Raw genomic sequence first — 18,763 nt, 5'->3', positions numbered from 1 at the left:
TATCCATGATTCGCCCGGTCACGACACCGCCTCCTGCGTGTCGATGGCTTCGACTGGCCGCGTGGCCTTTTCGCGCAGCACCCAGTCGACTCGCCCCGCGTTCGGGCACAGGTCCAGCCGCCCGCGCCGGGGTGGTCCCGCCTTGCCGCGCACCTCGACCGTCAAGCCGAGCGACCGCAGTCGTCCGCGCCCACGGCCCAGACCGGCGTAACCCGCGATGCGGGCGTCGAGGTGGAGGGAAGCTCCCGGCCAGCGGCCGTCGGCGACCACGAGGGTGGCGCCTTTGGAGCGGGCGCGGGCCGCGATCACCCGGCTGCGGGCGGGCGCAACAGCGCCGCCGCCGAGCCCGAGCACAACCAGGTCGAGCCCGTCGAGCAGGATTGCGGCCACCTCCACCGGATCGGGGCCGGGGTCGGCGATCACGGCCAGCCGTCGCAACTGCGCCCCCATCTCCACCGCGGCCAGCAACCCGAGCCGGGGCATTCCGACCACCGCGGCATGCCCGCCACCTTCGGTCACCGCGGCGAGCAGCCCGGCCAGCAGCGAACTCGCCCCGGAGTACAGCACCACAGATCCTTTGACCAAGCCACCATCGGGCAACAGTGGCGCGAGCGCTGCGGGCACGGGCAGCGCCGCGGTGCGCCGCCCGCCGTCGGCCCGGCTGCGCTGCGCCGTGGCCGATTCACCGCGGCCAGGCACCGCAGCGATGCGTCTGCGCAGTTCAGCAAGCGATGGAGGGTTCTCCCGCACACCTCGGCTCACCCTCTCCCGCGATACCGCATCCGAACCCATCCCAACCACCCACTTCCCACGATGGAGCCGAGGCGAAGCATGCCGATTCCCGCGCTATTCGAGCGGCAGCACCGATTCAGCTATCGATTCGTATCGAATATACGTTCGATATGGACTCAGTAGAAACCGACCCCCGAGTTTCGTCAAGCACCGCGCCCGTGTCGCCGCAAACGGTTGCCGGGACGAATCGGCCCGGTCGATCAGCACCCCCACATCGACCGATCCCGCCAGCGTCCCGAGGCCACGTGACCCGCAGTCCGTCTCGAACAATGTGGCCACACCGACCGAGCACGGCGCCTGCCGGAAGGCGCGACCCGGACAATGCCCGCCGCACATCACCACCGCATCGAAGCCGTCCGGACCGCGGTGGCAATCAGCCGCCGACGACCAGAACCGCCCGGGTCCACCCGAACCGAGCCGAGCCGGGCCTACCCGAACCGAACCCGACCGGGATGCTCGGGCGAAGGAGGGTGCGGGGAGCACCCGATGGCGCCGCACGCCTCCCCTCGCACGGCACGAATCAGGCCAGCTAACCTTCTTTTCCGCTACCCTCGCACCCGTGACCGAACGCGCTCGTCCCACTGTCGGCCCTCAATACCTCGTCGCAGGCCGTTACCGCCTCCAGTCGAAGCTGGGTGGCGGCGGCATGGGCGCGGTCTGGCTGGCACACGACCGGCTGCTCGATCGGGACGTCGCGATCAAACAGGTTCTCACCACAGCCGGACTCGACGAGGCGGAGGCCGACACGGTCCGCAACCAGATCATGCACGAGGGCCGGGTCGCCGCGAAACTCTCGCACGATCACGCGATCGCCGTCTATGACGTGGTGCTCGAGGCCGGGGAACCCTGGCTGGTGATGGAGCACCTCCCCTCGCGCAGCGTCGCGAAGGCGCTCGCGCTGGTCGACACGCTGCCACCGATCGAGGTCGCGCAGATCGGCGCGCAGGTTGCCGACGCGCTCGCCGCCGCGCATGCGGTAGGCATCGTGCACCGAGATATCAAGCCGGGCAACATCCTTGTCGCCGATCGCGGCCCCGGTGTCGGCATGGCCAAACTCAGCGACTTCGGCATCTCCCGCGGTGCCGGTGAGGCATCCGACGAACCGGACGGCGTGATCACCGGCACCCCCGCCTATCTGCCTCCCGAAGTGGCGCGCGGCGCAGAGCCGACCAGGGCCGGCGACGTGTTCTCGCTGGGTGCCACGCTTTACACCGCGATCGAAGGCCAGCCGCCATTCGGTTTCCACGAGGACAGCGACGTCATCGTGCAGCGTGCCGCCATGGCGCAGATCATCCCGCCGAGCCGCAGCGGCGCGCTCACCCAAGCCCTGCTGCACATGCTGGAGCCCGCCCCGCAGCGGCGCCCGACCATGGCCGAGGCGCGGGACGAAATCCTCACGGCCGCCTTCGGTCCCGGTACCGGACCGTACATCATCGGCGCGCCCGTCCGCACCGAGGACGGAACCATCCCGGCTTGGGCGGCCCGCAATTCGGCGTCGGGTATCCGTAGCCCGCACACCACACCGCTCCCCCGCCCGCACCGCAACCACGCCGGGGCGACCGTCGCCACGCCGCCTCAGCGCACCAGAACTTCTCCGCCGAGCAACGCCCCGCTGGCCATCGCCGTCGGCTTGCTCATCGGTCTGATCATCATCGTCGCGATCCTCGCCGCCGTGCTCTGACGCCGCCGTGCTCCGACATCGCCGCCGCCGAAGACGCACGCCGTTGCGAAGACGTCAGTCGATCCGGCGACGGTGCGCCCAACGGGTCAGAGCGTTGCGGTTGGACTGCTGGGTTTTCCGCAGCACGTTGGAGGCGTGCGTCTCCACGGTCTTGACCGAGATGAACAGGGATTCGGCGATCTCCCGATAGGTGTAGCCACGGGCGAGCAGGCGCAGGACCTCCAGTTCGCGCGGGGTCAGCGAGTCCAGTTCCGGATCCAGCGCAGGCTCGGGCACCGGGGACCTACCGGTGAACGAGTCCAGCACGAACCCGGCCAGCCGCGGACTGAACACCGCATCGCCGCCCGCCACCCGGCGAATGCCGTCGGCCAGTTCGGATCCCGAAATCGTCTTGGTCACATAACCTCTGGCCCCGGCCCGGATCACCGCGATCACGTCCTCGGCCGCGTCGGAAACGCTCAGCGCCAGACACACCGGCCCCGGCTCGATGCCCGACAGCACCGCGACGCCGCCGCCGTCGGGCATGTGCACATCGAGCAGGACGACGTCCGGGCGCGCCGCGGTGATTCCAGCGATCGCTTCGGCCACGCCACCGGCCTCACCGACCACCTCCATGTCGGTCTCCCGGCTCAACTCCGCACGCACACCCGATCGGAAAACGGCATGGTCATCGACCAGAAATACCCGCACTGCCCGCCTCCTCCCGCGCCTGTCCGGGCCTCTAGGCGGTACTGGTTGAGTAGCGCCGGATTTCCGTTCAGGTCCTGCGTTGGGTGCCGCTCGGGTTCTGGACGTACCCGACGAGTTACCCATGTCCGCACGAAATCAGTTGTCCGGTTTGCCCTGCCACTTTAACCATCCGTCAGCCCCTGTCACCTGCCGGGGCGCACCGGCTGTCCGGGCATCGGCACCGGTTCGGTCATCGCCGTGGCCGATACAGGAGAATCCTCGGCTGTGGCGGTGGCGTTCGCTTCGCCATCCTGATCGCCGGAATCGCTGCGGGGCATGACGATCCGCACCTCGGTGCCGCGGCCGGGGGCGGACCGGATGTCCACCTGGCCGCCGCGGCGCTCGATCCGGCCGCGAATGGATTTGGCCAGACCCTGGCGGTCCTCGGGCACCGACGCGAGGTCGAATCCGTCGCCGCGATCGCGGACGAAAACGCTCACCTGGTGCGGCTCGGTCTCGGCGAACAGGTCGATCTCCGGGACACCCGCATGCTTCGCGGCATTGACCAGCGCTTCCCGACTCGCGCCGAGCAGCGCGGTGAAATGTTCCTTCGCCAAGCCGGCCCCGGAGCCGTCGACGTCCATCGACACATCCCCGACGGTCACCGGCGCCACCTTCACACCGTGCTGGTCCTCGACCTCGCCCGCGATGGTCCGCAGCGCCGCGGCCAGACTCGACTGAGCCGGACCGGAATCCTCGAACAGCCATTTGCGCAGTTCCCGCTCCTGGCTGCGGGCCAACCGCAGCACCTCCTGCGGGTCGTCGGCCTGCCGCTGGATGAGGGCGAGCGTCTGGAGCACGGAATCGTGCAGGTGGGAGGCGATCTCTTCGCGTTCTTCGTTGCGGATGCGGGCGGAGCGCTCAACGTTGAGCGCACGCATCATGCGCAGCCACAGCGGAACCGTCAGCAGTCCCGCGCCGATCAGCGTGACCGCCACCGCCAGCAACGCGGACCCGAGCGAACTCAGATCGATCCTGGCCAGCACCACCACGCCCAGGCCGACCACGATCAGCGTCGCCCCGCCGACGATGCGCGACCAGGTCACCACCGACGGTCGCGCGGGCAGCCCGAGCAACGAGCGTGGACCGTCGACGTCGTACTCCCGCCAGACCAGCGCCGCGCCGACCGCGACCACGACGATCGGTGCGATCACCTTCCCCGCCGTGCCACTGAACACCCAGGACACCGCCACCGCGAGCCCGAGCCCGAGCAGTGCGAGCCCGATTGCCTGCCGCCGTTCCGCACCGGAGGGCTTCGCCTGGTCCGAGCCGCCCGGCGTGAAGATCCAGAGCAACCCATAGGCGAGGATGCCTGCCCCCGCCAGCGCGGACAGCAAGACGAACGCCATCCGGACCTTGAACACGTCGATACCGAGGTGATCGGCCAGACCACCTGCCACCCCGCCGACGATCCGGCCCCCCGATCGGCGCACCATCCGCACCTGCGGCGGCTCGGGAATCAATGCCGACGCTGGGCCGCGAGCAGCATCGATCCCCCAAGCGTCGAACACGGGAACAGACGGGTACATATCTTCGATACTGGCACGACCACCGGGCGGCCAGCCATCGGTAATCACCCTGATCTCGCCCTATGGGTACCGCCTCGACCAGGCACGGAGCAGTCGTGCCCGTCCACAGTCCGCCCCCGGCGGTGCGGCGTTGCGAGGGTCGCTGCACTGCGTTACTTGCTGCGGATAGCAGCAGGGAATCATAGCTATGTTGTTGCCGTACTGGGCGAATTCCCATCGAGCGAAGCAACCAGCCAGAATTTCCCCCGTATTTACGACATCAGAAAAGTAACTAATTAGTTGCTAAATCGGTTGATCGGTCCAAAGTGTGCGGAATATTTTTCAGGGTTCCCCCCGATGTGCCGATACACAGATCAGGCCCACCATGGGAAACATGACGAAAACCAGCTTCGGCGATCAGCTCCAGCGGATGTGGCAGACGCGCCCGGTACGGTTGCCGCGGCAGGGCCCGATCGCGGGCGTCGCGGCGGGGTTCGCGCGACGCTACGACATCGACCCGGTGCTGGTTCGCGTCGCGTTCGTGGTCTCGACGATCTTCGGCGGCGCGGGCCTGGTGCTCTACCTGCTGGCCTGGCTGCTCCTGAGCGCCTCGGGTGACCCGGCCTCGGCGGCCGAGTCGCTGGTCGGCAAGGGACACAGCTCGCAGTCGCAGACCAAGAGCATCGTGCTGATCGTGGCGCTGGCCATCGCGGTCAGCACCATGGGGCCGGTCGGCGTCGGTCTCGGCGGATCCGGCCTGATCAGCTTCGCGCTGATGCTGGCGGGCTGGTGGATGCTGCACCTGCGCACACCGGTGCCGCCGCCGGGCACCACCGAAGCGTTCGGTGGGTCCACTGCCGACGCCGGGATCACCGCCACCGGTTACCCCGGCGCGGTCTTCCCGCACGGCGCGCCTCGCACCGCCGGCGACATGTACGTGCCGCCCAGCGCCATGTACACGCCGTACACCACCCTGCCGGACGCGTACGTCCCAGAGGCGCCGGTCCGAGCAGCGGATGGCGATGCCGAGACGGTTCTGCTGGACAAGAGAGTGGACGACGCCGAAACGTCGGTGCTCGGCAAGTCCGCCGCGAGTACCTCTGCCGAGCAGGCCGGACCGGCCGAATCGCGGACCCCGCAAGCCGGACCCGACGCGCCTGTCAGCGCCGACTCGATCGACGACCGAGCCGACCTGGCCGCGTCGGTGAGCGACGGTTCCGAATCGGGCGAGTCCGCCCAAAACGCCGGACCGAGCGCGTCCGTCCGCGGTAGCGTCGACCGGGATTCATCCAGCGCCGACAAGGGCGGACCGAGTACGTCGGTCGAACGCGATAGCCACCGCTCGCTCGGCAAAGACTTCGCCGAGACCCCGACCGGCACGAACCACCCCGTAGCAGGGCATCCCTCGATCGTCGGCGCGACCCCACCTTCCTGGGATCCGCTCGGCGTCGCCCCGCTCGCTTGGGACCTTCCGGAACCCGCACCGGTTCGCACCGTCGTGGCGCCACCGGCGAAGCGTCCTCGCTCGCGACTGACCCCGGTGGTGATCGGTCTGGCCATCTTGGCGGCGGCCGGTGCGGGCGCGGCGGCGGCCTCGGGTGTGGAGTGGATGACACCGGGCCGGATCGGCGCGGCAGCGCTGGCGGTGATCGGTCTCGGCCTGGTGCTCGGCGCGTTCCTGCGCCGCGGGTACGGCCTGCTGGTGTTGATCGCGCCGCTCGCCGGATTCGTGCTGCTCGCCTCCGCCGTCGGCCCGATCGATTTCGATCGCGGCGCGATGGGCGACCACATCTGGGCGCCGACCTCGGTCACCGACCTGGCGCCGCAGTACACCGTGACCATGGGCTCCGGCACGCTGGACCTGCGTTCGCTGAAACTGACCGAGAACCGCGCCGTGGACATCGACGCCCACCTGGCCGAGGTCCGCGTGCTGCTGCCCGCGGACCTGACGGTCCGCACCCACTGCACGACGTCCATGGCCGAAGCCCGCTGCGACGACGGCATCAGCGGCCCGAACACTCCTGGCGCACCGGTGCTCGATCTGAACGTCGACGTCCGGTTCGGAAACGTGGAGGTGCGGCGTGGCTGAGCAGAACGACACCGGCGAAGCCCGCCGCGGCCCGGCCGCCTCCCTGCTCATCACCGGACTGCTGGCCCTCGCGGTGAGCGTGTGGGGCTTCATCGGGGCCGCACCTACGTCCAGCATGCTCCCGGTCGGCTGGATCGTGGTGCTCGCCGCGATCGTCATCGGCATCGTACTGGTGATCTCGCCCCGTAAACGCTCGTGATCGACGGAGTGGGCAATCACTCCCACTCAATGGTGCCCGGCGGCTTGCTCGTCACATCGAGGACCACCCGGTTGACTTCCGCCACCTCGTTGGTGATCCGGGTGGAGATGCGTTCGAGCACGTCGTAGGGCAAACGGGTCCAGTCGGCGGTCATCGCGTCCTCGCTGGAAACCGGGCGCAGCACGATGGGATGGCCATAGGTGCGGTTGTCGCCCTGCACGCCGACGCTGCGGACATCCGCCAGCAGCACGACGGGGCACTGCCAGATCTGGCCGTCCAGTCCGGCCGCGGTGAGCTCCTCGCGGGCGATGGCGTCGGCGCGGCGCAGCGTCTCCAGGCGGTCCGCGGTGACCTCACCGACGATCCGGATGGCGAGACCGGGACCCGGGAACGGCTGGCGGGCAACGATTTCCTCCGGCAGGCCGAGTTCGCGCCCCACCGCGCGGACCTCGTCCTTGAACAGCAAACGCAGCGGCTCGACCAGGTCGAATTCCAGGTCCTCGGGCAGCCCGCCGACATTGTGATGGCTCTTGATGTTCGCGGTGCCGCTGCCTCCGCCGGACTCGACGACATCCGGATACAGCGTGCCCTGCACCAGGAATTCGACCTTCGGCGTCGCGCCGTCCGCGGCGCCGTGCTCGAGCACCACCTCGGCCACCGCATCCTCGAAGGACCGGATGAACTCCCGCCCGATGATCTTGCGCTTCTCCTCCGGGTCGGTGACGCCCTTCAACTCGCGCAGGAACTTGTCCACCGCGTCGACGGTCACCAGCTTGGCGCCGGTCGAGGCGACGAAATCCTGCTGCACCTGCTCGCGCTCCCCCGCCCTCAGCAAGCCGTGGTCGACGAAGACACAGGTCAACCGGTCACCGATGGCACGCTGCAGCAGAGCGGCGGCGACCGCGCTGTCCACGCCGCCGGACAGCCCACAGATCGCGTGCCCGGCACCGACCTGCTCGCGCACCGAAGTGATCAGCGATTCGGCGATGTTCGCCGGGGTCCACGCGGCGGGGATGTCCGCGAGTTCGTGCAGGAACCGGCTGAGCACCTGTTGGCCGTGCGGCGAGTGCAGCACCTCCGGGTGGTACTGCACCCCGGCCAGGCGGCGTGCGCGATCCTCGAACGCCGCGACCGGGGCACCGGCGGTGGTGCCGGTGACCTCGAAGCCTTCCGGCGCGGCGGTGACCGCGTCACCGTGACTCATCCACACCGGCTGAATGGTGGGCAGGCCGCCGTGCAGCAGACCACCGTCGATATTGAGTTCGGTGCGGCCGTACTCGCGCGTGCCGGTGCGCGCGACCGTGCCGCCCAGCGCCTGCGCCATCGCTTGGAAGCCATAGCAAATGCCGAATACCGGCAGTCCCAGCTCGAACAGCCGCGGATCCAGCTGCGGCGCGCCCTCGGTGTACACGCTGGCCGGACCACCGGAGAGGATCACGGCGAGCGGTTGCTTCTCGGCGATCTCCTCCACCGTCGTGGTATGCGGTACCACCTCGGAGAACACACTCGACTCGCGAACCCGCCGTGCGATCAGCTGCGCGTACTGGGCTCCGAAGTCGATGACAAGTACTGGTCTCTGGGTTTGTGCCACCCACCCAGTTTAGTGAGCGGCGAAACGCGCGAATCATCGGCCGCAGCGTCCTCCACCCCGAGGAGTCGACAGACCGAATCGTCCCGCGCGACCCGCCTCGCTGGATATCCTTCTGCTCGTGCCCTTCGCCCGCGCGATCGATGCCGACATTCACTACGAGGACAGCGGCGGGGACGGCCCGGTGGTACTGCTAGCGCACGAGTTCTTCATGGACCGCACCATGTTCGCCGCCCAAATGGCCGCGCTGGCACCGGAATTCCGGATCGTCTCCTGGGACGCACGCGGCCACGGCCGCACCCGGGACGAGGGCCTACCGTTCACCTACTGGACCGCCGCACGCGACGCGCTGACCGTGCTCGATCACCTCGGCGCTGAACAGGCTGTGGTCGGCGGCACCTCGCAAGGCGGTTTCACGGCGCTGCGTACCGCTCTGATCGCGCCGGAACGGGTCTCCGCGCTGATCCTGATCAGCACCGAGGCGCACGGCCCCACGCCGGAGCAGTCCGCCGCCACCCAGAAGTTCCTCGAACAGTGGTACGACACCGGTTCCCGCGAACGTGCCGCGCAACAACTCGCCTCCTGGCTGATCGGCGACGATGAGTGGTATCGCACGATATGGACCCAGCGCTGGCTGGTGCGCGACGGACGCGACCTCGAAGCCGCCGCGGGCTGCCTGCTCAGCCGGGACTCGGTCATCGACAGGCTCCGCGAAATCGCCTGTCCCGCCTTGGTGATTCACCCCACCGACTGCGGTATGGACCGCGAGCGGGCGCGGCAGCTTGCCCACGGCCTGTCCGGCGCCACATTGGTCGAAATCGCAAACGCCCGCCTGGCGGTGACGATGACCCATCCGGAGCCGGTCAACCACGCGATCCAGCAGTTCCTGCGCACTGGAACGAAACCCACCCGAGTGCCGTGAACACCCTCGCGAGTACTCCGTAGGCAACCGAAACCCGTTACAGGACAACACCTGTGAAGCATCCGCGGCCACCGCCGGCAGCGCGCGAACCGTGACTGGAGTGCGTCACGACGTGAACTGCCTGCTTCCGCAGGCACCCCGTGCGAGTCCTACGAGCGCCGCACCCGACCCCACCCGCATCAAACCCACCACCCCTGCGCCACCGAGGCGCGAGTCTTACGAGCGCCGTTCGCGGCCCGGCTCGCGGTCCAGCGGCCGAAGCGCATGCGCCGCAGGCGCTGCAAATAAAACACAGCACCTCAAGCGCGGACGCTGAGACCGACCTTCTGGAACTCCTTCAGATCCGAGTAACCGGCCTTGGCCATCGAACGCCGGAGACCGCCAACGAGATTCAGCGCCCCGAACGGGTCGTCCGACGGACCGTAGAGAACGCGCTCCAGGCTAGGGCGCACGACACCGCCCTCCGGCTCGCCGCCGAGGTCCCACGGATCGTCCACATGCAGCAGCGAACCACGCGGCACCGACGGATGCGCCGCTGCCGACGGCCAATACCAGCCGCGACCCGGCGCCTGCGCGGCCGCGGCGAGCGGCACCCCGAGCATGGCGGCATCCGCCCCGCACGCGATGGCCTTGGCCAACTGGCCGGAGGTGGCGATATCTCCGTCCGCGATGACATGCACATAGCGGCCGCCGGTCTCGTCGAGGTAGTCGCGGCGGGCGGCGGCGGCATCCGCGATCGCGGTCGCCATCGGCACCCCGATGCCGAGTACCTCACCGGTGGTGGTCGCACCGGGGTACGAACCGTAACCGACGATCACGCCGGCCGCCCCGGTCCGCATCAGGTGCAGCGCGGTGCGGTGATCGCTCACACCACCGGCGACCACGGGCACATCCAGCTCGGCGATGAAGGTCTTGAGGTTCAGCGGTTCACCGTCGCCGACATGCTCGGCGGAGATGATCGTGCCGTGCACCACCAGCAGATCGATACCCGCCTGCACCAGCGCCGGGGTGAGAGCGCGCGCGTTCTGCGGGCTGACCCGCACCGCGACCGTGACTCCGGCGGCACGGACCTGCGCGACCGCTGCGGCGAGCAGATCCGCCTGCATCGGCGCGGCGTGCAATTCCTGCAGCAACGCTACGGCGCGCTCGTAGCCGCCCTTGCCGACGAGTTCGAGCAACTGGTCGATCTTCGCGGAGACATCCGCGTGCCGCGCCCACAGGCCCTCGCCGTTGATCACGCCGAGCCCGCCGAGGCGCCCGAGTTCGATGGCGAACTCCGGCGACACCAGCGCATCGGTCGGATGCGCCAGGCACGGGATCTCGAAACGGTAGGCGTCCAGCTGCCAGGACAGCGACACCTGCTTCGACGAGCGGGTCCGGCGCGAGGGGACGATGTCGACGTCGTCCAGCTCGTAGGTACGCCGGGCGGTGCGGCCCATGCCGATCTCCACCATGTCGCGCACGCGAATTCTCCTTGTCTAATTTGCAGCGCCTGCGGCGCTGCGGGGTTCGCGGCCCCTTTATGGCTCGCGTTCCAGCGGCCGAGACTCGCGCCTGCGGCGCATGCGCTTCGGCCGCTGGACCGCGAGCCGGGCCGCGAACGGCGCTCGTAAGACTCGCGCCTTCAGTCCTTGACCAGTGCGGACAGTCAGCGAATGTCGTGCCGCGATGACTGTCGGATTGCTCGCGCCGCCCGTAGCTCGGAGCAAGCTCAATCATGCACGGACCGGTCGGTCCTGTACATGAACGTAGCGGGCTAGCCGCGGCCGGTGTAGTTCGGGGCCTCGACAGTCATTGTGATGTCGTGCGGGTGGCTCTCCTTGAGACCCGCCGCGGTGATCTGCACGAACTGCGCCTGCTGGAGGTCCGCGACCGACTGCGAACCGGTGTAGCCCATGGCGGCGCGCAGGCCCCCGACCAATTGGTGGATGACCTGGTTGACCGGCCCACGGAACGGCACGCGGCCTTCGATCCCCTCTGGCACCAGCTTGTCCTCGGCCAGCACGTCGTCCTGGAAGTAACGGTCCTTCGAGAACGACTTGGCCTGTCCTCGGCCCTGCATGGCGCCCAGCGAGCCCATGCCGCGGTAGCTCTTGAACTGCTTGCCGCCGACCAGGATCAGCTCACCCGGTGATTCGGCGGTACCGGCGAGCAGCGAGCCGAGCATCACGCTGGACGCGCCCGCGGCGATGGCCTTGGCGATGTCACCGGAGAACTGGATGCCACCGTCGGCGATCACCGGGACACCCGCGGGCTTGCAGACCGCGACCGCCTCCAGGATCGCGGTGATCTGCGGCGCGCCGACACCGGCGACGACCCGGGTGGTGCAGATGGAACCGGGGCCGACACCGACCTTGACCGCGTCCGCGCCCGCCTCGACCAGCGCCGCCGCGCCCGCCCTGGTGGCCACGTTGCCGCCGACGACCTGGATCCGGTCGCCGACCTCGGTCTTGACCTTGGTCACCATCTGCAGCACCTGCGCCTGGTGACCGTGTGCGGTGTCCACCACGAGTACGTCGGCGCCCGCGTCGGCGAGCGTCATGGCGCGCGACCACGCGTCCTCGCCGACGCCGACCCCGGCGCCGACCAGCAGGCGACCGTCCCGGTCCTTGGTGGCGTTCGGGTACTGATCGGTCTTGACGAAGTCCTTGACGGTGATGAGTCCGCGCAGCCGTCCGTTACCGTCGACGATCGGGAGCTTCTCCACCTTGTGCCTGCGCAGCAGACCGAGCGCGGCCTCGGCGGTGACACCTTCCTGCGCGGTGATCAGCGGGGCCTTGGTCATCACGTCGGCGACACGCCGATTCTGGTCCACCTCGAAGCGCATGTCGCGATTGGTGATGATGCCCACGAGCGCGCCGGTCTCGTCCACCACCGGCAGCCCGGAGATGCGGAAGCGGGCGCACATCGCGTCGACTTCGGCGAGGGTGTCGGTCGGGCGGCAGGTGACCGGGTCGGTGACCATACCCGCCTCGGACCGCTTGACCGTCTCCACCTGAGCTGCCTGGTCGGCCGCCGAAAGGTTGCGGTGCAACACGCCCATACCGCCCGCGCGGGCCATGGCGATTGCCATCCGCGCCTCGGTCACCGTGTCCATCGCCGAGCTGACCAGCGGAGTATGCAGGCGGACCTCCCTGGTCAACAGACTGGCGGTCTCCACAGTGCTGGGGATGAGATCCGACGCGGCCGGCAGTAGCAACACGTCATCGAACGTGAGGCCGAGCATGGCGATCTTGTTCGGATCGTCACCACCCGTAGGAGGGCGGACTGCGATTCGTTCGCCCGATACGGGATTACTCATTCGGATCGACCCCTCCTGGACGTCGATAGCGACCGCCGCCGGACGAACCGGCGTCGGGACGGCTGATGGGATGGACGGCGGCGTTCGGCGGCCGTGCTGTCCGGCCGGCCGTAGCCTTCGGTCCATGGTATCTGTCCGGTGAACTCGCCGACGAAGCGAGGTCGCCACCGAAACTGGCGGGCCGCATAGCTGGCGCAGAGCACCCTGTTCTGCGTACCGTGGGGATGTGCGCGACCATCTACCACCTGGCTTGCCGCCGGATCCGTTCGCCGGAGACCCCTCCGACCCGTCCGCCGCGCTCGATGCCATCGAGCCCGGCGAACCGCTGGATCCCCACGAGCGCCTTGCGGTCGAGGAAGATCTCGCCGACCTCGCGGTATACGAGGCGCTGCTGGCCCACCGCGGTATCCGCGGACTCGTGGTCAGCTGCGAAGACTGTAGGCAGGACCACTACCACGACTGGGACATGTTGCGCGCCAACCTGCTTCAGTTGCTGGTCGACGGCACGGTCCGCCCGCATGAGCCCGCCTACGACCCGACGCCGGAGGCGTATGTCACCTGGGATTACTGTCGCGGCTACGCGGACGCCTCGATGAACGAGGCCTTCCACGGCGACGGATTCGACGGATTCGACAGCTGAAACGACCCTTCCGAGGGAGCGCGGCCCGCTCGCGGCTCGCGTAACTCACCGCTCGCCACTGTGATTTTCGACGCACACGATCACGGTGGTCGGTGGACGACGCCCAGCTGGCCGGCCGACGCGGGGAGAGCCGGATAAACAGAAAGCCGACCGCCGGAAGGCGATCGGTTGAGGTCGTGTTCGGGGATTGCGCTGCTCAGCGACGGGGTGTGAACGTACCCGGACCAATGGGGACGCTGGGCACGCCGAACGTCGGCAGCTGGCTGTTGTCCTGGGTCGGCACCCGCGTGGGAGGTTGCTGCTGTGGCGCCGTCGGAGGCCCCCCGGTGTCCGCCGTCGGCTCCGCGGTGGGCGGCTTCACCTCCGTGGTCGGCGGCTGCGGCTGCGTCGTCGGTTCCGGGGTGGCCTGCGACGGCGTGGTAGCCGCAGGCGACCCGGTAGTCACGGGCGGAACGGTGGTCGGCGCGCCGCCGCCGTTCGGCGTGGTCGCATCCGTCGGTTGGGTCGGTTTGCCGGACGGCTCGGCCGGCTGCTGCAGGATCGTCGGGCCGGTGCTGCCGGTCGTCGGCGTCGGCCGCGTTGTCGCACTGGTGCCCGGGGTGGTCGCGCGCGGCTCACTGGTCTGCGGCGCCGTCGACTCCAGCTGATCCGCCAGCTCGGGCTTCACTTTGCGCAGCTCTTCGAGCAACCGCTGCCACTCGGTCAGCAGCTCGTTGCGCTTCTGCGGATCGCTGACCTGCTCGGCGTTATCCCTGGCTTGTTCCAGCCGCACCTTCGCCTGCGTCGGGTTCTGCGAGACCAGCGTCGACGCCTGGTTCAGATCGTTGCCGGCGCGCTGCACCACGGTCGTCTGGGCCTGTTCACTGAACACGACCTCCTTGACCCGCCACAGCGGATCGCCCGGCTCCGCGTTGTACGAGAACGCTGTCATACCCCCGATGACCAGGGCCAGTGCCGCGGCGGCACCCATGATCGGGCGCAGCAGCCGCAGCCGCCCACCGGTTTGCGCCCCGAGGCGAGCCTGTCGCGCGCCGATCTCCTGGTTGACCGCGGCCACGATGGCATCCAGGTCCGGCTCCGCGGACATCGGTGGGGCGATCAGCTCCGCCCGCCAATCCGCGAGCAATATCGCGAGCTGATGCTCCTCGGCGCTCTCGGTATGGACCGGACCATCGCCGGCGATGGCGTCGATCAGAGCATCGTCGCGGCGGACCGCGGCGATGTCGACCGGGCCGGTGTCACCGGACGCCTCGGCGTAGGGACCGCTGTTCCGCGATCCAAGCCGCGCTTTCCAGTCACCCCGACCGCGCTCGCCATCCCTAGCCATACATTTCACCTGCCCTCGCCACTTGTGACTTGAGTTTCGCGAGTGCCCTGTGTTGGGCCACCCGTATCGCGCCCGCCGTACTGCCCACGGCGACCGCGGTTTCTTCCGCTGACAAACCCATGACCAAGCGCAGGATCAAGATCTCCCGATGCTTCTCAGGAAGCGTGGCGAGCAGCCGGTTCATCTGTCTGCTCGTCTCGGATTCGAGAGCTCGTTGTTCCGGTCCCTGGTCGGTGGATATGACATCTGGTACTTCGGCCATCGCGTCCGCCTTGTTACGGGCGGCACTGCGATGCGCGTCGGCGACCTTGTGCGAAGCGATTCCGTATACGAAGGCCATGAAGGGCCTGCCCTGGTCTTGATACCTGGGCAAGGCGGTCATCACGGCCAGGCAAACCTCCTGCGCAACGTCGTCCGCGGAGAGCTGCCCACGCTCCGCGGCTCCGATCCGCGCGCGGCAGTAGCGCACCACCAGCGGACGGATCATTCCGAGTACCTGAGCTAAAGCGGATCTGTCGCCCTGCGCAGCGGCAGCGACGGCGAGGTCCAACTCTTCGCCCGTGTGCGTCATCGTCAGAGATATTCCTGGCGTTACAAGTGGCACGGTCCGGTGACGACCAGTGCTTCCGCCGAAGGGGCGGAACGGATCTAACAATAGCGACCCAGGGGCGGGAACTTGGCAACACGGTGTTGTCAGTGATCATCTCCGCGCCCCGAGCGGGCGCAGCGCCCCGCCGCGATGAGCGACGATCGCGGCGCACTCCTGCGCCTCCGCCGCCGCGCGTTCGACGCCCAGTCCGGCCCGCAGCATGGCGCAGGCCCAGCGCAGTGGGAGCAGATCGTGCTCGCGACACTGTTCGGCTACTTCCTCGCTCAACGCGACCGATCGCTCGCGCGCGTCGCACGCCGCCGCGGCGGCGGCCACCAGCAGGCGGGATTTGACCTGGTGCCGCACCGAGGGGGCGCGTTCGGCCAGTTCCAGCGCGGCCGCCGCGCGCTCGGCGGCGGCCGCGGAATCCCCTGCCACCAAAGCGATTTCCGCGGACACCCAGTGCAGCCGGATGGCCGGGCGCCAGCTGATCGGCTGCGGCGCCACCGCCGCGCTGCGCCGCAGCAGCCGATCGGCGAGCGCGAGCCGACCGGTGCCGAGCGCGTCGGCGGCGAGTCCGGTGAGTGCGTCGCACATGGCGTCGGCACGGCCGGGACGATAGTGAGCGACCGCGCCGGCGGCGTTCCCGGTCACGATGGCTTCGGTCCCGGCATCGCTCGTGAGGATCGAAGCGGCGGCCCGTCCATCCGACGCCGAGGCGTGCTCGTGCCGGCCGAGCTGCCGAAGAAACGATCCTGCGGTACTTCCCGCCAGTGAGAGCAGGACCGGGTCAGCACTGTGATCGCGTATTTTTCGCAGCTCGACCCGCGCCGCGGCGTAGCGTCCCTGACCACCGAGAACCACCGCGCGATACCACCAGCCGAGCGCCTCCGACGCGGGCGGCAATTCGGTGGCAGCACGACCTGGATCGGTCCCGAAGGCGGCCTCGGCGAGAACCGCGAGACGAGGATCTGCGAGCGGAGCGGGCGCGGACACGGGCGCACTCTATCCTGCGCCGGGCAGGGCAGGCCGGGAGGAAAGCTGCACAGCGGACCACTGGCAACCTTTCAGCATTTCCACCGCCGGCACGATGTTGCCATTAGGTAAATCTCACTGGCGCAATCGCCCAGCAGACCGCGTCGGGAATTCATGCGCGTTTCGCACCATTAACCTGCCCGCCCCGTTTACGCCATCTCCGACCCACGCGAGGCGAACGGCACCGTACAGCCGAAGGATCGCCGTCATACCGCCGATAACCAGCAAGCGCGACACAGCGCGATCGGAAAAATCGCCGCCACCTGCGGAAATCTTACTTCTTTCCATGCACGACGCAGCCACGGACCTCCGGCCAACCGAACAGTATCGCCGGAACCAATGCTAAAAGTAAACATCTCGGAGGTTAAATTTTGTAGCGCGAGATTTAGACAACTGCTGCGTCGAACTATTGACGGAATTTCGCGGCTGGACCTAACGTAACTCATCGTCACGGACGGCGCGCGCGAAATTGCAGCGACCGCGAAGGGCGGGCCCGACGGGCCCGTGGCCGACGCGGCGCCGTGGCCCACCACTGTTGCAGAACAACTGCTCGACAATGCTGACGAGCTCGCACTACGAGGAGTTCACCATGCCCATGCCGACCCACCTTCCGGGACCTAATGCCGATGTCTGGGATTGGCAGATGCGAGGGTCTTGCCGCGGGCAGGATTCCGCGGTGTTCTTTCACCCCGATGGCGAGCGTGGCCGGGCCCGCACCGCCCGCGAGATGCGCGCCAAGGAAATCTGCCGCACCTGCCCGGTGCTCATGCAGTGCCGTACGCACGCACTGAAAGTCAGCGAGCCGTACGGCATCTGGGGTGGCATGTCGGAGACCGAGCGTGAGATGCATGCGCGGCGCAACCGCCGCCGCTTGGCCGTCTGAGCCGAATCCCCTCCCATCCGCACACCGCCGGGCGTCGAATGCCTAGCAAACAACGGGCCACTACAACAGAATCCGGCTGAGCCGCACACGTAACACGGTGATCGGTGCAGCCCAGGGGCTCGGCATGTGGGTTTCGATCGGTCACCACCGATCGACCGGCGGCCGTAGCGCACGCCCGAAGGTCCATGCAGCTATCGGTCCGGCGCGTTGCGGGCACGCTCGCAGGTGCGAGCGGCCGACCCGCAGACAGCAGTTTGCGTCACCAGGGACGGTCGGGCGGGAGTGCCGCCGATCGGACACAGCGGTGCTGTCCGGCGGGTCGCAGTTTCGCAAAGCCGTCGGCCTACCGCCAGTTTGCGGCACCCACCGAAAGGGAGGTCATAGCGACGCGCTACGGTGGTGACTGATGACACAGAATGGAGCGTTGTGACAACGCGGCCGTCAGCCGCAGAGGGCGACTCGTTCCGAAGAGAAGCCTTCCCACCCACGGTGGATTCTGCGGTTACGGCACGCGCAGCCGAAAGTATCGAGCTCGCCGCCCTTTTGCGTCGGTGCGGCCATGCCGACCAGGAAGCATTCGCCGAGTTGTACGACCGGACGTGTGCGCGCGTCTTCGGTTTGGTGTTGCGGGTGCTGCATGATCCGGGATACGCGGAGGAGACCACCCAGGAGGTCTACCTGCAGATCTGGCGGATGGCAGCGAGTTTCGACCCGGCAAAGGGCTCAGCGGTCACGTGGTTGATGACCCTCGCGCATCGGCGCGCCGTCGACCGGGTCCGCGCCGAGCAAGCCCACACCCAACGCGAAGTCGCCTACGGGATACGGGTTCTCGGCAACGAATTCGATGAGGTCACCGAAGAGGTCGAGCGCAGGTTCGAACAGCAGGCGGTCCTGGCCGGTCTCGCCACACTCACGGAGACCCAGCGGGAAGCCATCTCGCTCGCCTACTACGGCGGGCGAACCTATGCGGAGGTAGCCACCTACCTCGATGTAGGTTTACCGACCGTGAAGTCCCGGATCCGGGACGGATTGACACGACTGAAAAGAAGTTTGGGGGTGACGTGAGATGAACGAACGCCAGATCGATCTCGCGCACGCCGTCGCGTTCGGATCGATCGACGACGAAGACCACCACGAAGTACAAGAACTGCTGGACAGCGAGGACCCCGTGCTACGCGCGGAGTTCGCCGCGCACATCACCGACACGAGACGAGCTCTTTCCGCTTTTGCCACAGCTACGGCGGCCACCCCGCCGCCGTCGCTGCGTGTTCGGCTACTCGCGGCCATCGCCGCTGAACGGCCACCGGTCGCCAGCTGAATCCGGCTCCGCCACAGCTTTCCGTTCCACGCTCACCGATCAGTAGCAGTCGAACCGTTCAGGATCGACTTCCAGTTCTGCGGCAGACAGCGTGTCGAGCTTCCGGAATACCGGTAACCACCAAACCTGACATCAGGTTGTCGCGTGCCCGACAAGGCCCCC

At 68.3% G+C, this 18,763-nt stretch carries 17 protein-coding genes; 8 read left to right on the top strand and 9 right to left on the bottom strand.

All coding sequences use genetic code 11. From position 1 onward, the window contains the following. Window positions 1-18 precede the first annotated feature (18 nt). The gene (imuA', locus tag ACT86A_RS05360; RefSeq protein WP_445090867.1) at window positions 19-792 is read right to left on the bottom strand and encodes a DnaE2-dependent mutagenesis accessory factor ImuA'; all 774 of its coding nucleotides are present in this window, start codon (window positions 790-792) and stop codon (window positions 19-21) included. Between the two features lie 559 nt (window positions 793-1,351). On the opposite strand from imuA', the gene ACT86A_RS05355 reads away from it, so the two are divergent. Further along, the gene (locus ACT86A_RS05355; RefSeq protein ID WP_445090866.1) at window positions 1,352-2,473 is read left to right on the top strand and encodes a serine/threonine-protein kinase; all 1,122 of its coding nucleotides are present in this window, start codon (window positions 1,352-1,354) and stop codon (window positions 2,471-2,473) included. A gap of 54 nt (window positions 2,474-2,527) precedes the next feature. Here the strand turns inward: ACT86A_RS05355 and ACT86A_RS05350 are convergent, their stop codons facing one another. Continuing rightward, a complete protein-coding gene (locus ACT86A_RS05350) occupies window positions 2,528-3,163 on the bottom strand; it encodes a response regulator (protein ID WP_445090865.1) in 636 nt (211 codons plus the stop codon). Window positions 3,164-3,345: 182 nt separating this feature from the next. After that, a complete protein-coding gene (locus tag ACT86A_RS05345; RefSeq protein WP_445090981.1) occupies window positions 3,346-4,638 on the bottom strand; it encodes an ATP-binding protein in 1,293 nt (430 codons plus the stop codon). A gap of 466 nt (window positions 4,639-5,104) precedes the next feature. Between ACT86A_RS05345 and ACT86A_RS05340 the strand changes: the two genes are divergently transcribed. Together ACT86A_RS05340 and ACT86A_RS05335 are read left to right on the top strand one after the other, a co-directional pair. Further along, window positions 5,105-6,799 carry a PspC domain-containing protein gene (locus tag ACT86A_RS05340; RefSeq protein ID WP_445090864.1) on the top strand — a complete coding sequence of 565 codons (1,695 nt, stop codon included), beginning with the start codon at window positions 5,105-5,107 and terminating at the stop codon, window positions 6,797-6,799. Then, complete coding sequence (locus ACT86A_RS05335; protein ID WP_445090863.1) at window positions 6,792-6,998, top strand: hypothetical protein; 207 nt, start codon at window positions 6,792-6,794, stop codon at window positions 6,996-6,998. The genes ACT86A_RS05340 and ACT86A_RS05335 overlap by 8 nt, the downstream gene beginning before the upstream one ends. Before the next feature lie 16 nt (window positions 6,999-7,014). On the opposite strand, the gene guaA is transcribed toward ACT86A_RS05335, so the two are convergent. Beyond that, entirely contained in the window at window positions 7,015-8,589 is a 1,575-nt protein-coding gene (gene guaA / locus ACT86A_RS05330) for a glutamine-hydrolyzing GMP synthase (RefSeq protein ID WP_445090862.1), read from the bottom strand. A 118-nt stretch (window positions 8,590-8,707) separates the two neighbouring features. On the opposite strand from guaA, the gene ACT86A_RS05325 reads away from it, so the two are divergent. Then, window positions 8,708-9,508, top strand: coding sequence for an alpha/beta fold hydrolase (locus ACT86A_RS05325; RefSeq protein ID WP_445090861.1), 801 nt, complete (start codon window positions 8,708-8,710; stop codon window positions 9,506-9,508). 299 nt (window positions 9,509-9,807) lie between these two features. Here the strand turns inward: ACT86A_RS05325 and ACT86A_RS05320 are convergent, their stop codons facing one another. Together ACT86A_RS05320 and guaB are read right to left on the bottom strand one after the other, a co-directional pair. Next, complete coding sequence (locus ACT86A_RS05320; RefSeq protein WP_445090860.1) at window positions 9,808-10,971, bottom strand: GuaB3 family IMP dehydrogenase-related protein; 1,164 nt, start codon at window positions 10,969-10,971, stop codon at window positions 9,808-9,810. Window positions 10,972-11,264: 293 nt separating this feature from the next. Continuing rightward, complete coding sequence (gene guaB, locus ACT86A_RS05315) at window positions 11,265-12,809, bottom strand: IMP dehydrogenase (RefSeq protein ID WP_445090859.1); 1,545 nt, start codon at window positions 12,807-12,809, stop codon at window positions 11,265-11,267. Between the two features lie 226 nt (window positions 12,810-13,035). Here guaB and ACT86A_RS05310 point away from each other — a divergent pair, with 226 nt between their 5' ends. Continuing rightward, window positions 13,036-13,449 carry a DUF5319 domain-containing protein gene (locus ACT86A_RS05310; RefSeq protein ID WP_011207424.1) on the top strand — a complete coding sequence of 138 codons (414 nt, stop codon included), beginning with the start codon at window positions 13,036-13,038 and terminating at the stop codon, window positions 13,447-13,449. A gap of 196 nt (window positions 13,450-13,645) precedes the next feature. Here the strand turns inward: ACT86A_RS05310 and ACT86A_RS05305 are convergent, their stop codons facing one another. The 3 genes from ACT86A_RS05305 to ACT86A_RS05295 all read right to left on the bottom strand — a co-directional run bounded on the left by ACT86A_RS05305 (window position 13,646) and on the right by ACT86A_RS05295 (window position 16,361). Next, the gene (locus tag ACT86A_RS05305; RefSeq protein WP_445090858.1) at window positions 13,646-14,776 is read right to left on the bottom strand and encodes an anti-sigma-D factor RsdA; all 1,131 of its coding nucleotides are present in this window, start codon (window positions 14,774-14,776) and stop codon (window positions 13,646-13,648) included. Further along, a complete protein-coding gene (locus ACT86A_RS05300; RefSeq protein ID WP_445090857.1) occupies window positions 14,769-15,347 on the bottom strand; it encodes a sigma-70 family RNA polymerase sigma factor in 579 nt (192 codons plus the stop codon). The genes ACT86A_RS05305 and ACT86A_RS05300 overlap by 8 nt, the downstream gene beginning before the upstream one ends. Before the next feature lie 129 nt (window positions 15,348-15,476). After that, window positions 15,477-16,361: a hypothetical protein gene (locus ACT86A_RS05295; RefSeq protein ID WP_445090856.1), complete on the bottom strand. Its 885-nt coding sequence runs from the start codon at window positions 16,359-16,361 to the stop codon at window positions 15,477-15,479. 628 nt (window positions 16,362-16,989) lie between these two features. Here ACT86A_RS05295 and ACT86A_RS05290 point away from each other — a divergent pair. From ACT86A_RS05290 to ACT86A_RS05280, 3 genes are all read left to right on the top strand, one after another. Further along, window positions 16,990-17,283 carry a WhiB family transcriptional regulator gene (locus tag ACT86A_RS05290; protein WP_445090855.1) on the top strand — a complete coding sequence of 98 codons (294 nt, stop codon included), beginning with the start codon at window positions 16,990-16,992 and terminating at the stop codon, window positions 17,281-17,283. Window positions 17,284-17,772: 489 nt separating this feature from the next. Beyond that, on the top strand, window positions 17,773-18,348 hold the full coding sequence (locus ACT86A_RS05285) for a sigma-70 family RNA polymerase sigma factor (RefSeq protein ID WP_445090854.1): 576 nt from the start codon (window positions 17,773-17,775) through the stop codon (window positions 18,346-18,348). A gap of 1 nt (window position 18,349) precedes the next feature. After that, complete coding sequence (locus tag ACT86A_RS05280; protein ID WP_445090853.1) at window positions 18,350-18,601, top strand: RskA family anti-sigma factor; 252 nt, start codon at window positions 18,350-18,352, stop codon at window positions 18,599-18,601. Window positions 18,602-18,763: the final 162 nt, after the last annotated feature.

This window comes from Nocardia glycosmidis, from assembly GCF_052545115.1.
This window is presented reverse-complemented; position numbering and strand designations above follow the sequence as displayed.

Excerpts from the sequence above, each read along its gene's own strand:
- ACT86A_RS05305 (WP_445090858.1), bottom strand. The coding sequence starts at position 14,776 with ATGGCTAGGGATGGCGAGCGCGGTCGGGGTGACTGGAAAGCGCGGCTT.
- guaB (WP_445090859.1), bottom strand. The coding sequence starts at position 12,809 with ATGAGTAATCCCGTATCGGGCGAACGAATCGCAGTCCGCCCTCCTACG.
- ACT86A_RS05300 (WP_445090857.1), bottom strand. The coding sequence starts at position 15,347 with ATGACGCACACGGGCGAAGAGTTGGACCTCGCCGTCGCTGCCGCTGCG.
- ACT86A_RS05345 (WP_445090981.1), bottom strand. The coding sequence starts at position 4,638 with ATGGTGCGCCGATCGGGGGGCCGGATCGTCGGCGGGGTGGCAGGTGGT.
- ACT86A_RS05280 (WP_445090853.1), top strand. The coding sequence starts at position 18,350 with ATGAACGAACGCCAGATCGATCTCGCGCACGCCGTCGCGTTCGGATCG.
- ACT86A_RS05340 (WP_445090864.1), top strand. The coding sequence starts at position 5,105 with ATGACGAAAACCAGCTTCGGCGATCAGCTCCAGCGGATGTGGCAGACG.
- ACT86A_RS05290 (WP_445090855.1), top strand. The coding sequence starts at position 16,990 with ATGCCCATGCCGACCCACCTTCCGGGACCTAATGCCGATGTCTGGGAT.
- imuA' (WP_445090867.1), bottom strand. The coding sequence starts at position 792 with ATGGGTTCGGATGCGGTATCGCGGGAGAGGGTGAGCCGAGGTGTGCGG.